A 13,159-nucleotide genomic window follows, 5' to 3' on the forward strand; every position below is an offset into this window, starting at 1 on the left:
GCCAATCTCCTGTTCTTTTTGTTTAAAACTCGATGTCGTCGCCGGGAAGGATGTCGCCTTCGCTCGATTCGGCAACCGATGGCGGTGCGATATCCTCCGCCTCATCCTGTGCGGCGGCGCGGATGCGCACGTCGGTGATTTTTGCACCGGGAAACTGCGCCAGAATGGCGGCAACGTCAGGATCCTGACGCGCATCGACAAGGCGGGCATCCCGGGCATTGCCTTCAGCTTCGACGAGGGTCGGCTCCCCCTGCTCCTTGCTGAGGCTGATGATCCAGTGGATACCGGTCCATTCCTTGAGCTTGACGCCAAGCTCACCGGGCAGAGAGCCGGGCGCACCTTCGCCGAGGCGCATATCAAGCCGGCCGGGCTCCAGCCGCACCAGCCGCACAAAGTTGCGCACCTTTGCCCGCATGACGGGATCGCGGTTCTTCTGGCAGAGATCGGCAACATCCTGCACCGAATTGACGAGAACCTTCGGCTCCGGCCGCTCCTCGGTTTTGGGTGCTACGACCTGCATCTCCTGCGGGCGGCTGTCTGGAACGGCGCGCAGCACGGCGGAGGTCTGCGGCGTCGTCTGGCGCTGGGCGGGAAGATCGACAGGTCTTCCCGCGGCCACGGTCTGTCCTGACGAATAGGCGCGCGCACCGCCGCCATTGCCGCCGCCCGAAGGTCCGCCATTGGCGTAACCGCCGCCGTCGCCGCTCGAAAGCTCGAGCAGGCGCCGCGCGGCATCTTCAGGTGCGGGCAGATTGGCGGCGTGCGAAAGCCGGATCAGAACCATTTCGGCAGCACCGGCAGGCCGCGAGGCGTTTTCCGTTTCCGGAATGCCCTTCAGCAGCATCTGCCAAATGCGCGACAGTGCGGTTACCGCAATCGTCTCGGCAAATTCCGCGCCACGCACGCGTTCTATTTCCGAAAGCGAGGGGTCTTCCGCCGCATCAGGCACATATTTCATGCGGGTGACGAGATGGGTGAAATCGGCAAGGTCGTTCAATACGACGACAGGGTTCGCGCCTGCCTCATATTGCCCGTTGAACTCCGAAAGGGCTGCCGCGACATCGCCTTTGACGACGTGCTGGAAGAGATCGACGATGCGCGCACGGTCGGCAAGGCCGAGCATGCCGCGCACCGCTTCGGCCTCCACGCGGCCGCCACCATGGGCAATCGCCTGGTCGAGCAGGGAAAGGCCGTCACGGGCGGAACCCTCTGCAGCGCGGGCGATCATCGACAGCGCCTGCGGATCGGCCTCGAAACCTTCCTTGCCGGCAATGGCGGTGAACAGGCCGACGAGATCGGCGGCGCTGATGCGGCGCAGGTCGAAGCGCTGGCAGCGCGACAGAACGGTAATTGGAACCTTGCGGATTTCGGTGGTCGCGAAGATGAATTTCACATGTTCCGGCGGCTCTTCCAGCGTCTTCAGAAGACCGTTAAACGCCTGCGTCGACAGCATGTGCACTTCGTCGATGATATAGACCTTGTAGCGCGCCGAGACCGGGCGATAGCGCACCTGTTCGATGATCTCGCGAATATCGTCGATGCCGGTATGGGAGGCGGCGTCCATCTCGATCACGTCGACATGCCGGCCTTCCATGATCGCCTGGCAATGTTCGCCGGGGATCCGAAGGTCGATGGTCGGCTTGTCGATGGTGTCGGTCTTGTAATTCAGCGCGCGGGCGAGAATGCGTGCCGTGGTCGTTTTGCCCACGCCGCGAACGCCGGTCAGCATATAGGCCTGGGCAATGCGGCCGGTCTCAAACGCGTTGGTCAGCGTGCGGACCATCGGCTCCTGGCCGACCATCAGATCAGAAAAATCTTTCGGGCGATATTTGCGTGCCAGTACCCGGTAGCCGGTCCCGACCTGGGATTCGCTTGTTGTGGTGGGTACGGTATCGCTCATTGCCTCGCCAGTTTGTTTTGCCAGTTTGTCTTGGGGCGCTGAACTGGCCCGGCGAAAGCTGAGCACGTCTTTTAAAAAAGGTGGGAGGCTGGCACGGCGACCCGTGCCGGGCTCGTTAGGGCTGCTTCCTTCCGGACCTGACCCGGTTGGCGAGTGGCTCGTCCACCACCAACCTCCCGGGGCCACATATCGGCAATATCGACAGCAAATGCAAGCCAAGCCTTCAAAAAACTGCTATCACGATGAAAACAAACATGGAGGACACCTTGGAGACATTCCGGCTGGACGACAGGCTGGCGCGCGACAGTGTGCTTGTGACGCGTTTGGGGCTATGTGAACTGCGTTTGCAAAACGACAGTCGCTGGCCCTGGCTGGTGCTGGTGCCGCAGCGAGACGGCGTCAGCGAATTGTTCGATCTCACCCCGCTTGATCAGGCCGTGCTGACATTCGAGACCAATCTCGTCGCGTCCGCCTTGAAGGAGATCACGGGGGCCACCAAGATAAATGTCGGTGCTTTGGGCAATATCGTCCGGCAATTGCATGTCCATATTATCGCCCGCAATGAAGGCGACACCTGCTGGCCCGGTCCCATCTGGGGGCACGGAACGGCGGTGCCCTATGCCGCAGGCGAAAAGGAAACTTTGATGAAAAAAATCTCCGGCGCGCTCTGATGATTTCCATGAAAATTTTTGAAACCACTGCCCCCCATCCTGAAGCAAGCCTGCTGACGGCCTTTTCCAAAAATGCCCTCGACCGTTTCGCCGAAAAGCGGACGGAGGAGTGTGTTGCCGATGCACTGAAAGTCGATGGCACCCATATTTTTGCCTTCTCGGGCAACCGGCTGGTCCTGAAACATGATGAGCAGGTCATCGATCCCCTGTTTTCCGCCTATGAGCTGGCCGAGTTGCAGCCGGATTTCGACAATGCGGTGCTGCTCGGATATCGCGAAACCGGTGAGCCGAGAATTGCGGTGCCGGTCGCCGTTGCCGAGGATCAGCTGGCGAGCCATTACAAGCTGGCCGATGCCCGCACGCTTTATCGCGATCATCTTCTCGACGAGGAACTGCTGAGCGAGGTTGCGCAGGCAGTCAGCCTGACGCACTGGAATGGCGACAATCGCTTTTGCGGGAAGTGCGGCGGAACCATGGAGCTGCGAATCGGCGGCTACAAGCGCATCTGCGGCGCCTGCAGCCACACTATTTTTCCGCGCACCGATCCCGTTGTCATCATGATGACCATCGATATCGAGCGTGATCTCTGCCTGCTTGGCCGCGGTGCGCATTTTGCGCCGGGCATGTATTCCTGCCTTGCCGGCTTCGTGGAGCCGGGTGAGACCATAGAGCAGGCCGTCCGCCGCGAAACGCATGAGGAATCCGGCGTCGAAATCGGTCGTGTGCGGTATCACGCCTCCCAGCCCTGGCCGATGCCGCATACGCTGATGATAGGCTGTTATGCCGAGGCGCTCTCTTTTGAGATCGCGCGTGACGAGATCGAGCTTGAGGATTGCCGCTGGTTCACGCGGGAAGAGGTCGCAAAGATGCTGGAGGCCCCGACGGGTGAAGGTTTTTCCGCGCCGCCAATGGGAGCCATCGCGCATCGGCTGATGCGCGACTGGGTGGAATGGCTAAAGTAATGGGCTGCGGCAGGCTCAGCTCTGGTTGAGCTTGCCGCGCATCGCGTGACCGTTGTAGACGCCGAGAATGCGGACTTTTTCCGAGAAGAAACGCAACTCGTCCAGCGCATGCCGCACCGGCTCGTCATCGGGGTGGCCTTCAATATCGGCATAAAACTGCGTCGCCACGAATTTGCCGCCGAGCTGGTAGCTTTCGAGCTTCGTCATGTTGATGCCGTTCGTCGCAAAGCCGCCCATGGCCTTGTAGAGTGCTGCCGGAATGTTGCGGACGTTGAAAACGAAGGTGGTGACGACGATTTCATCGCTCGACTGGCGCTTGGCCCAGTTTTCATCGCGGGAAAGCACCACGAAGCGCGTGACGTTGTTTTCCGAATCCTCTACATTTTCAGCGAGAATATCGAGACCGTAGAGGCTGGCGGCAAGACGTGGCGCAAGGGCCGCCATGCTGCGGTCGCCCTGTTCGGACACGAGCCTTGCGGAGCCTGCCGTATCGCCGGCGATGACTGGCTTCCAGCCGTTGGAACGAATGATCTTGCGGCATTGGCCAAGCGCGTGGATGTGGCTGTGGACGGTGCGAATCTCATCCTTCTTCACGCCGGGCATCACCATCAGCTGGAAGCGGATCGGCATGAAATATTCACCGATGATGTGCAGGCGCGATTCCGGCAGCAGGTGATGAATATCCGCAACGCGGCCGGCCAGTGTATTTTCAATCGGGATCATGCCGAGATCAGCTTCGCCGTTTTCAATGGCGTTGAAGGCATCCTCGAAGGTCGGGCAGGGCAAAGGCTCCATATCCGGGAACATGTCGCGGCAGGCCATGTCGGAATTCGCGCCGAATTCGCCCTGGAAGGCAATACGATTTGTGCTCAAGGTCATGGGACTGTCCGTTAGAGGGTTCTGCTTGCGAGAATTTTGCGGGCTTTTTCCAGATCGTGCGGCGTGTCGACGCCGAGCGGCACGGAACGGACGATTTCAGCGTCGATGCGCATCCCCGCTTCCAGTGCGCGCAGCTGTTCCAGCCGCTCACGTTTTTCAAGCGGTGAGGGCGGCAGGCTCACGAATGTCTCGAGCGCAGAGCGGCGATAGGTATAAAGTCCGATGTGATGATAAAGCGGGCCGTCGCCATAGGGTGCGGTGGTGCGGGTAAAATAAAGCGCGCGCAATCGCGTCTCGGAAAGCGGGCTGCCCACCACTTTCACCACGTTCGGATTGGTTTTTTCTTCCTCGTCGGTGATTTCGACCGTCAGTGTCGCAATATCGACCTCTATATTTTCCAGCGGGCGCAGCGAAGCGCGGATCGTTTCCGCTTCGATGGTAGGAAGGTCGCCCTGAACATTGATGACATATTCCGCCTTGCCATAGGGGTCGGCCTTTTGCAGCGCTTCGAAAATACGGTCCGAGCCGGATTGGTGGTCGTCGCGGGTCATCATCACGTCGAAACCGGCATTTTGCACGGCCGAAAACACCTGTTCGTCATCAACGGCAACAACGATTCGTTCCGCACCGGCCTCACGTGCCCGCAGCGCAACCTGCACGATCATCGGCTTGCCGCCTATGTCGGCGAGCGGCTTGCCTGGCAGGCGTGTGGATGCCATCCGCGCCGGTATGAGGACGACAGCTTTCTCGAATTCCCGATTCTTCATCCGACACCCTTCAAATCCCGCCCGAAAAGTGTCAAAACGTCACGGTGTGGGGAGCATTATTCAAGTTGCGCAGGCTGTGCAAAAGCCATAGCTTTCGAGCAATTTCAAGATGCCCGTTATATCAAGCGGATGCGAGGGAGCGCATATAGATGAATTCTTATGTAAATATGGGCGTTGGGGCGTTGCTTGGCACGGTTTTCGTCCTGATGTCGGTGTCGATTGCGTCTGAGGGCATTTTCCATGCGCCTGCGCCCGAAAAGGAAGGTTTCGCCATTGCTGCGGCAGAGAGCGGCGGCGAAGCGGGTGGCGGTGAAGCCGCTGCCGCGGCGACGCCGATCGCGCAATTGCTTGCCAGCGCCGATGCCGCCAAGGGCGAAACAGTCTTCAAGAAGTGTACGAGCTGTCATACCGGAGAGAGTGGTGGTGCAAACAAGGTCGGCCCCAATCTCTTCGATATCGTCAACCGGCCGATCGCCAGCCATGAAGGTTTCAGCTATTCCGCCGGGATGAAGGATTTCTCCAAGGGCGGTTCCGTGCATTGGGACTACGATCATCTCAGCTACTTCCTCGAATCCCCCAAAAAACACGTTCCCGGCACGGCCATGGGCTTTGCGGGTGTGAAGAAGGAAACGGAACGCGCCGATCTCATCGCTTATCTGCGCACGCTTTCGGCAAACCCGGCACCGCTTCCGGATCCGGCAGCGGCTCCCGCGCCGACAAACTGATCGTCATGATGATTTCATGATAAAAGCCCGGCATTGCTGCCGGGCTTTTGTTTTTATAACGGATGGACTGCAGCTGCGGGAATGGCGTCTGAAAAATCAGAAACCCTTGCCGCCGCGCAATTCGGAAATCACCGTTCCGACCATGATCCTGATATCAAGCCAGATCGAAAAATTGTCGACGTAATAAAGATCGGAGACGATTCGGGCGCGCGCCTTGTCGCTGCGATCCGTCGGGCCGCGTAATCCCCGCATCTGTGCGAGGCCGGTAATGCCCGGCCGCACCCGGTGGCGCATATGGTAGTGTGGCACCAGTTCCTCATAAAGACGGCCGGCCGCCAGCATGCCGATGGCATGGCAGCGGGGCCCGACCAGCGACATATCGCCTTTCAGCACATTCAGAAGCTGCGGCAGTTCGTCGATATTCGTGCGGCGAAGAATCGCGCCGATCCGGGTTATTCTGGGATCGTTCTTCACCGTTTGCGCCACACCGGTGGCATCGCAAAGGTCGGTTCTCATGGAGCGGAATTTATAGACACGGATTTTCCGCCCGTTCATACCCCAGCGGACCTGCGAAAACAGGACCGGCCCTTTGCTATCGAGTTTGACCAGAGCCGCTACGGTGAGCAACACCGGCGCGAGCGCGACAAGGGCGATGGACGCCCCTGCAATATCCATCGTTCTTTTGAGCGCGAACTGGCCGCGCAAAAATGCGGAGACGGTTTTTTCCGAAGAGGAGGGTTGCGTTTCCGACGATTCGAAAGTTGTGGCTGCGGAATAGGAGGCACCGTAAAAAACGGCATGCGATGAGCCTTTAGTACCCAGCATAATATAAAGCCCTGAAAAGTTATTTTGATAGAAGAAAATTAATTTATATGAACGATTAATAATTCATTTACCGTAAAAAGTCATCCGAAATGTAACCGCTCCGGAGCAAATGGCAATCTACGGTTAATGCGACTGCACGCGGATGTTGCAGGGCGAGCATCCTCTCCGCTCGTAGCTGCCGAGACGACCAGTCTCCATGGAGCCAAATCCTGCTAAATCGGGAATTTAGCGCGACAATGACGTCATCGTCACCGGCCGTGAGATCAGCGCCTGCCGGCCACGCTATGCCGTCAGTTTCCCAGCAGAATATCGAGCAGGGTCGTCTGCTTTGGTCCGGATGGCGCCTGACCGCCGATATCGGCGGGTGGTACAGGCCCGTTGCCGGCTGAATAGCCGGGCTCGATATCGCGGGAAGGGATATTTGCCGGCGGCATCGGCACATCCGGCTGATTCGGGTTCGGCGCAATGGGGGCTTGGGGATAGGCGCGCGTATCCGGCGTCCCGCGCCCGAGCGCATTGGAAATGATATCGCCGATGGAGGAGGGCGGGTTTTCCGGTGCCGGCTGCTGCATTTCCCCAAGCGGCGGCACGCCGCCTGCGCCAAGCCCGAAGAGCGGCGAGGGTGAAAGCCCCGAATGGGCGGCGGTCATGAAATCTTTCCACGCCTTTGCCGGAAGCCCGCCGCCGGTGACCTTTTTCATCGATGTGCCGTCGTCATTGCCGAACCATACGCCGGTGGTCAGGTTGCTTGTGTAGCCGACAAAAAGTGCATCGCGGAAGGACTGCGTCGTGCCGGATTTTCCGGCCGCCTGCCAGCCCTGCAGCCTTGCCGCCTTGCCAGTACCTTCGGTGATGACGCGCGACAGCATGCTGTTCATGGTCGCGGCGATCTCTTCGCTCAGGACGCGGGGCGGATTGTCATATTTGTTTTCGTAAAGCACCTTGCCGTCGGCGTCGGTGATGCGTTTGACGATATGCGGCGTCGCCTTGTAGCCGCCATTCATGAAGGGGGCGTAGGAGGCCGTCAGCTCCATCAGCGACACTTCCGAGGTGCCGAGCGCGATGGAGGCATTGTTCTGCAGCTCGGATTCGATGCCCATGCGATGCGCCACCTGGGTCACACGATCAGGACCCACTTCCATCACCAGTTGCGCGGCAATGGTGTTCAGCGAATTGGCGAGCGCGGTGGCGAGTGTCACTTCGCCTCGATATTTCTTCTCGTAATTTTCTGGGGTCCAGTTGCCGATACGAACAGGCGCGTCATTACGGATGGTATAGGGGGTAAGCCCGGATTCGAGCGCGGCAACGTAAACGAAGGGCTTGAATGCGGAGCCGGGTTGCCGTTTTGCCTTGGCGGCGCGGTTGAACTGGCTTTCGGCATAATCAGCACCGCCAACCACGGCGCGGATTGCACCCGTGCCATCAATGGAAACAAGCGCGGCCTGCGAGGCGCCCTGTTTCTTGCCGTCGCCCTGCAGCACGTGGGTCAGCGCCTTTTCGGCATCGCGCTCGAGATTGGGATCGATCGTCGTGTCGACGACGATATCCTGCTTCACCTCGCCAACCAGGTTGCGCACTTCCTCCAGCACCATGTCGGCGGCGTAATGTTCGGCGCCGGACCAGAAACGTTTCGCCTTGGTTGGCGGCTGCGACATGGCGGTCTTGATTTCGTCGTCCGTGATGAAGCCGACATCGCGCATGGATTGCAGCACGACCTGCGCCCGCTCTTCCGCCGCCTGCGGATCGCGCGCCGGCGAAAGGCGCGAGGGCGCTTTAAGAAGCCCGGCCAGCATTGCCGCTTCGCCCAGATTGACGTCGCGCGCGGATTTGTTGAAGTAGCGCCGCGAGGCCGCCTCGACGCCATAGGCATTGGAGCCGAAATAGACGCGATTGAGATACATCGCAAGAATCTGGTCCTTGGTGAATTCATGCTCCAGCCAGAAAGACAGCAGCACTTCCTGAACCTTGCGCTCCAGCGTGCGATCCGGCGAGAGGAACAGGTTTTTTGCCAGCTGCTGTGTCAGCGTCGAGCCGCCCTGCACCGTTCGCCCCGTCAGGACATTCGTTACGATAGCGCGTCCAAGACCCAGCGGATCGACGCCGAAATGCGAATAGAACCGCCGGTCCTCGATCGCCATCACGGCCTGCGGAATATAGGGTGACATGTCCTCCAGCGCGAGCGCCTCGCCGCCGGTGGTGCCGCGATTGGCAAGCACGCTGCCATTCACCGAAACGATCTTCACATTCGGCGGGCGTTCGGGAATGGACCAGCTGCTGGCGCTCGGCATGCGCGCACCATAATAAAGGACAAGACCGGCAACGCCGATGCCGCCCCAGATGCCGAGTACGATACACCAATAAACGAGGGAGCGGAGGAAGCCCGTCGCGCCACGGCCGGAACTGCGGGTGCGCTTTTCTTTTTTGCTGGATTTGGTGCGGCCGGATGCCGGCTTCGGTTTCCTGGCCTGCTGCTTTGTGGTTCCGCTGATGCGCTCGCTGGCGTCAAGGCGCAGGTCGTCACCGGACTCATGGAAATCCCCGAAGGAAGGTTCTACCCGTTCGCGTGATTTACCCTTGCCTACCATCCAGCCGAAGTCGCTCCTATTCGCGAAACCGCGCGCATCCCATTCGGGTTTCAGGCTTCTATGCCTGCGCGATCCTTAATCCAGGATGAAGAGTTTAAATGCGGCAATTTAAGGCGGGGTTAAGTCCCGGCCGCATCAAATCAGCGTCATTGGCAGACGTCGACCCACTCCGCGTCCGTCAGTTCGGCCATCACATCGGGTGAAATCTTCACCGCCGCATTGGTGGCGCCGGCCGCGGGAACCACCTCACGATAGTTTTTCAGCGATATGTCGCAAAACACCGGGAGGGTCGAGGGCAGGCCGAAAGGGCACACCCCGCCGATGGGATGGCTGGTCACCGCAACCACCTCATCCGGTCCAAGCATGCGCGGCTTTGCTCCGAAATGATCGCGGAATTTCCGGTTGTCGAGGCGTTTCGTGCCGGCGGCGACGACGAGAAGAATGGTGTCGCCCGCCTTCAGGCAGATCGTTTTCGCAATCTGGTCGGGGTCGACGCCGTGTGCTTCGGCGGCCAGCGCCACCGTCGCTGAACTCGCTTCCGTTTCAATCACGGTCACTTCGGGCGACTTTTCGGTGAAGAAGGCTCTGACGGATTCGATAGACATGCGTATTTATTAGGCGTTACGCGGAGAAGCTTCAAGTCACCCTGAAGTAGCTATGCATTATGCGCAATGCTGCGCTGCGATGAAACGTCTGTTTTTTAAGCTGATATCCTGTATCTTCAAACCATCGAAGCGACGCACTCCTCCTCCCAGCGTCGCCCGATTGGACTGACAATACTCCTCCTCCCAATTGTCAGTCAGTTTCAAGAACCCGGCGCACCTCCTCCCGCGCCGGGTTTTTGCTATTTAGGGCCCTGTTTCCAACGGGTTTGGGTGGCCGGCGGCTCACAAAGATCGCCGCGTTTTTCAAAGAAACTTGACTTTTCGCCCCTGCCAACCTAGGTGTTCGGCCATCGATATTTGTTTGACGACCAGAGCTTCGGCGCCTTTTTGGGTGCACACGACGATCTTTCCTTCAAATTCGACCTAAGTCCGCACTGCTCGCAGTGCAAATACAATTGCCAACGGAAGGAAATCGTTATGGCGACTGGTACAGTAAAGTGGTTCAACGCAACCAAGGGCTACGGCTTCATTCAGCCTGACGACGGTTCGCAGGACGTATTCGTTCACATCTCCGCTGTTGAGCGCGCTGGTCTGACCGCCCTCAACGACGGCCAGAAGCTCTCCTACGAGCTGATGCAGGATCGTCGCTCGGGCAAGATGTCCGCAGGCAACCTCGTTGCTGCCTGATAAGCGCTTTGGCCCGAAAGGGTCATTCGCATGAATGGAAAGGCCGGATTTTTCCGGCCTTTTTCTTTTGCAGGAAGGGACTGGGCCGGCCACTCTTGAAAAAGCCGGACGACATACCAATATAGGGTTCAACAGTGCTCCGGATCGGAACTGCCGGGAATGGCGCTTTTAAAAGTGCCGCTGCTGTTGTGTTAACCAAAGATTAACCAAAGCAGCCGATCCTGAGCCGGAAAGCAGCGTCGATATCTTTGGCGCGCTCTGGAGCATCAGACCGTTTGAACGCTTTGACCACGGATGTACTGGCATTGACGAAAAACGGATGGAAAGGTCGGGCTTGCCCGGCCTTTTTGTTTATGTACCGAGGAGGCGCCAAATATTCGGCGCCTCCTCTTTTTTCGGATTATTTTGCCGCGAGTGCGTCGAGAATGCGGACCCAGGAGCGGATGCCCTTGTGGAACGACTGCAGGTCGTATTTTTCATTCGGCGAATGAATGCGGTCATCGGTAAGTCCGAAGCCCACAAGCAGCGAATCCATTCCCAGCATCTTCTGGAAATCGCCGACGATCGGGATCGAGCCTCCCATGCCGATGACGACGGCGGGTTTCGGCCACTCTTCCGAAAGCGCATTTTTGGCTTTGGTCAGTACGGGCGAGTCGTAGGACAGCTGGATGGCGGGTGAACCGCCATGTTCGTGGAACTCCACGGAGCAGTCGGCGGGAATCTTCGAGCGCACATAGGCCCGGAAGCTTTCGCGAATGGCCGCAGGGTCCTGCTCGCCGACGAGGCGGAAAGATACCTTGGCGGAGGCTTTCGCGGCTATCACGGTCTTGAAACCATCGCCGGTATAGCCGCCGATAATGCCGTTGACTTCCGCCGTCGGCCGCGCCCAGGTCTGCTCCAGCACGGAGCGACCCTTTTCGCCCGAGGGAACCGAAAGGCCGACTTCGCCGAGAAAGGCTTCGGCCGTGCGGCCCAGTGTTTCCCAGGAGGCCTTGATGTTGGCTGGGGTTTCTTCCACGCCGTCATAAAAGCCTGAAAGAGTTACCCGGCCGGTCTCGTCATGCAGGCCGGCGAGAATATCGGTGAGGATGTGGATGGGGTTTGCCGCCGCCCCACCGAACAGACCGGAATGCAGATCGCGGTCGGCTGCTGTGATGACAACTTCTTCGCCGACCAGGCCGCGAAGGGCCGCAGCAATGGCTGGCGTATCCCGGTCCCACATGCCGGTATCGCAGACCAGCGCATAATCGGCCTTCAGTTCTTCCGCATTGGCTTCGAGGAAAGGCTTCAGCGACGGCGAGCCGGATTCCTCTTCGCCTTCAAAAAGAATGGTGACACGCACCGGCAGGCCGCCATTCACTGCCTTATAGGCGCGGCAGGCTTCGACGAAGGTCATCAGCTGGCCCTTGTCGTCTGCCGTACCACGTCCCGTGATCACCTGGCGGCCGGCGCCGATATCCTTTACGGCGGGTTCGAACGGATCGTTTTCCCAGAGCTCGAGCGGATCAACCGGCTGTACGTCATAATGGCCGTAAAAAAGCACATGCGGCGCGTCCTTGGTGGCCGCATCATGATGCGCCACCACCATAGGGTGGCCGGCCGTATCGCGCACGGAGGCCGTAAAGCCGAGCGCTGAAAGCGTCCTGACCAGCCACTCCGCCGCCTTGCGGCATTCCGCCTTGTAGGCGGGGTCCGTCGAAATCGACGGAATGCGTACGAGCTCGAACAGTCGCTCAAGGCTGGAGGTGAGATTGTCGTCGGCGGTGGAAAGAATGGGGGAAACGTCTGTCATCGCTGATCCTGTCATGTCTGTCGTGACCCGGCGATAAGACGAAACATCCGGGCATCGCGCATCGCGGGAAACAAGGGGGCCGGCGCGTCGTGAATCGGCAAACGTGCGGCCGCCGGAACGATAGAGCAGTTCAGGGAAAGTGCGAAGTGGTTTCGGGCTGTAAATGCTATTTCGCTTTTTTGGCGCTTTCGATCGCCCGGCGCATATATTCCAGCAAAAGCTGTCTCTCGAAACGCCGGAAATCCTTGAGCAGTGCATCTTCGGTGGCTTCGGAAGCTGCAATGGCATTGGCTTCCAGATCCCTGCCGCGCTGTGTCAGCTCGATGATCTGGGCACGGCGGTCGCTTGGATGGGATTTGCGGATGATCAGCCCGTCGCGTTCCATGCGTGAGAGCGTATTGGCGAGCGTCGCCTGTTCGACATCGATTCTATCAAGCAATTGTCGCTGCGTCAGGCCGTCCTCATGCCAAAGTTCGATGAGAATGGGGAATTGTCCGGGCGAGAAACCCAGGGCGGCGGCTCTTTTCTGCAGCGCCATGGTGAATTCCCGCGCCATTTTCGAGGCGAGATAGATCGCCGATTCGTCCCGGGAAAAACCCATTTTTCCGCCCATAAAACATCACGGCCGGCTCAGCCCGGCAATTCAATAGCGCGATATATATCGCATGATATGTTTAGGCCAGCCCGAAACGGCGCATAAAATAAAACCGCCATGGCCGGGAGGGGTCGGCCATGGCGGTCATATTGGAGGACAAAGGCCC

The 13,159-nt window shown here is 59.0% G+C and carries 12 protein-coding genes and 1 other RNA gene; 4 read left to right on the top strand and 9 right to left on the bottom strand.

The genetic code is table 11. From position 1 onward, the window contains the following. Positions 1 to 22: 22 nt before the first annotated feature. Together DA915_RS00170 and ffs are read right to left on the bottom strand one after the other, a co-directional pair. On the bottom strand, positions 23 to 1,900 hold the full coding sequence (locus DA915_RS00170) for a DNA polymerase III subunit gamma/tau (RefSeq protein ID WP_107674716.1): 1,878 nt from the start codon (positions 1,898 to 1,900) through the stop codon (positions 23 to 25). An 80-nt stretch (positions 1,901 to 1,980) separates the two neighbouring features. After that, positions 1,981 to 2,077, bottom strand: an RNA gene (ffs, locus tag DA915_RS00175) — signal recognition particle sRNA small type. Positions 2,078 to 2,142: 65 nt separating this feature from the next. On the opposite strand from ffs, the gene DA915_RS00180 reads away from it, so the two are divergent. After that, complete coding sequence (locus DA915_RS00180) at positions 2,143 to 2,571, top strand: HIT domain-containing protein (RefSeq protein WP_162709037.1); 429 nt, start codon at positions 2,143 to 2,145, stop codon at positions 2,569 to 2,571. Continuing rightward, entirely contained in the window at positions 2,571 to 3,533 is a 963-nt protein-coding gene (gene nudC, locus DA915_RS00185; protein WP_003507186.1) for an NAD(+) diphosphatase, read from the top strand. The genes DA915_RS00180 and nudC overlap by 1 nt, the downstream gene beginning before the upstream one ends. Before the next feature lie 15 nt (positions 3,534 to 3,548). Here the strand turns inward: nudC and DA915_RS00190 are convergent, their stop codons facing one another. Continuing rightward, positions 3,549 to 4,412: a prephenate dehydratase gene (locus DA915_RS00190; protein WP_003507188.1), complete on the bottom strand. Its 864-nt coding sequence runs from the start codon at positions 4,410 to 4,412 to the stop codon at positions 3,549 to 3,551. Between the two features lie 11 nt (positions 4,413 to 4,423). After that, positions 4,424 to 5,179 carry a 3-deoxy-manno-octulosonate cytidylyltransferase gene (locus DA915_RS00195; RefSeq protein ID WP_107674718.1) on the bottom strand — a complete coding sequence of 252 codons (756 nt, stop codon included), beginning with the start codon at positions 5,177 to 5,179 and terminating at the stop codon, positions 4,424 to 4,426. 149 nt (positions 5,180 to 5,328) lie between these two features. Here DA915_RS00195 and DA915_RS00200 point away from each other — a divergent pair, with 149 nt between their 5' ends. Further along, positions 5,329 to 5,904, top strand: coding sequence for a cytochrome c family protein (locus tag DA915_RS00200; protein ID WP_003507191.1), 576 nt, complete (start codon positions 5,329 to 5,331; stop codon positions 5,902 to 5,904). A 96-nt stretch (positions 5,905 to 6,000) separates the two neighbouring features. Here the strand turns inward: DA915_RS00200 and DA915_RS00205 are convergent, their stop codons facing one another. The 3 genes from DA915_RS00205 to DA915_RS00215 all read right to left on the bottom strand — a co-directional run bounded on the left by DA915_RS00205 (position 6,001) and on the right by DA915_RS00215 (position 9,919). Continuing rightward, complete coding sequence (locus tag DA915_RS00205) at positions 6,001 to 6,729, bottom strand: sugar transferase (protein WP_003507192.1); 729 nt, start codon at positions 6,727 to 6,729, stop codon at positions 6,001 to 6,003. Between the two features lie 290 nt (positions 6,730 to 7,019). Further along, the gene (locus DA915_RS00210; RefSeq protein WP_107674720.1) at positions 7,020 to 9,314 is read right to left on the bottom strand and encodes a transglycosylase domain-containing protein; all 2,295 of its coding nucleotides are present in this window, start codon (positions 9,312 to 9,314) and stop codon (positions 7,020 to 7,022) included. A gap of 146 nt (positions 9,315 to 9,460) precedes the next feature. Beyond that, the gene (locus DA915_RS00215) at positions 9,461 to 9,919 is read right to left on the bottom strand and encodes a YbaK/EbsC family protein (RefSeq protein WP_003507196.1); all 459 of its coding nucleotides are present in this window, start codon (positions 9,917 to 9,919) and stop codon (positions 9,461 to 9,463) included. Between the two features lie 477 nt (positions 9,920 to 10,396). Between DA915_RS00215 and DA915_RS00225 the strand changes: the two genes are divergently transcribed. After that, positions 10,397 to 10,606 (top strand): cold-shock protein, encoded by a 210-nt coding sequence (locus DA915_RS00225; protein ID WP_003492998.1) that lies wholly within the window; start codon positions 10,397 to 10,399, stop codon positions 10,604 to 10,606. Positions 10,607 to 11,006: 400 nt separating this feature from the next. On the opposite strand, the gene DA915_RS00230 is transcribed toward DA915_RS00225, so the two are convergent. Together DA915_RS00230 and DA915_RS00235 are read right to left on the bottom strand one after the other, a co-directional pair. Next, a complete protein-coding gene (locus DA915_RS00230) occupies positions 11,007 to 12,398 on the bottom strand; it encodes a dipeptidase (protein WP_059758948.1) in 1,392 nt (463 codons plus the stop codon). Between the two features lie 166 nt (positions 12,399 to 12,564). Then, on the bottom strand, positions 12,565 to 12,999 hold the full coding sequence (locus DA915_RS00235; RefSeq protein WP_035213110.1) for a MarR family winged helix-turn-helix transcriptional regulator: 435 nt from the start codon (positions 12,997 to 12,999) through the stop codon (positions 12,565 to 12,567). Positions 13,000 to 13,159 lie beyond the last annotated feature (160 nt).

This window comes from Agrobacterium sp. LAD9 (assembly GCF_003031125.1).
Taxonomy (GTDB): domain Bacteria; phylum Pseudomonadota; class Alphaproteobacteria; order Rhizobiales; family Rhizobiaceae; genus Agrobacterium; species Agrobacterium radiobacter.

What these genes read in the sequence shown, in the direction of transcription:
- DA915_RS00190 (WP_003507188.1), bottom strand. Translation starts at nt 4,412, where the DNA reads ATGACCTTGAGCACAAATCGTATTGCCTTCCAGGGCGAATTCGGCGCG.
- DA915_RS00230 (WP_059758948.1), bottom strand. Translation starts at nt 12,398, where the DNA reads ATGACAGACGTTTCCCCCATTCTTTCCACCGCCGACGACAATCTCACC.
- DA915_RS00235 (WP_035213110.1), bottom strand. Translation starts at nt 12,999, where the DNA reads ATGGGTTTTTCCCGGGACGAATCGGCGATCTATCTCGCCTCGAAAATG.
- DA915_RS00210 (WP_107674720.1), bottom strand. Translation starts at nt 9,314, where the DNA reads ATGGTAGGCAAGGGTAAATCACGCGAACGGGTAGAACCTTCCTTCGGG.
- DA915_RS00200 (WP_003507191.1), top strand. Translation starts at nt 5,329, where the DNA reads ATGAATTCTTATGTAAATATGGGCGTTGGGGCGTTGCTTGGCACGGTT.
- DA915_RS00215 (WP_003507196.1), bottom strand. Translation starts at nt 9,919, where the DNA reads ATGTCTATCGAATCCGTCAGAGCCTTCTTCACCGAAAAGTCGCCCGAA.
- DA915_RS00195 (WP_107674718.1), bottom strand. Translation starts at nt 5,179, where the DNA reads ATGAAGAATCGGGAATTCGAGAAAGCTGTCGTCCTCATACCGGCGCGG.
- DA915_RS00225 (WP_003492998.1), top strand. Translation starts at nt 10,397, where the DNA reads ATGGCGACTGGTACAGTAAAGTGGTTCAACGCAACCAAGGGCTACGGC.
- DA915_RS00180 (WP_162709037.1), top strand. Translation starts at nt 2,143, where the DNA reads ATGAAAACAAACATGGAGGACACCTTGGAGACATTCCGGCTGGACGAC.
- nudC (WP_003507186.1), top strand. Translation starts at nt 2,571, where the DNA reads ATGATTTCCATGAAAATTTTTGAAACCACTGCCCCCCATCCTGAAGCA.
- DA915_RS00170 (WP_107674716.1), bottom strand. Translation starts at nt 1,900, where the DNA reads ATGAGCGATACCGTACCCACCACAACAAGCGAATCCCAGGTCGGGACC.
- DA915_RS00205 (WP_003507192.1), bottom strand. Translation starts at nt 6,729, where the DNA reads ATGCTGGGTACTAAAGGCTCATCGCATGCCGTTTTTTACGGTGCCTCC.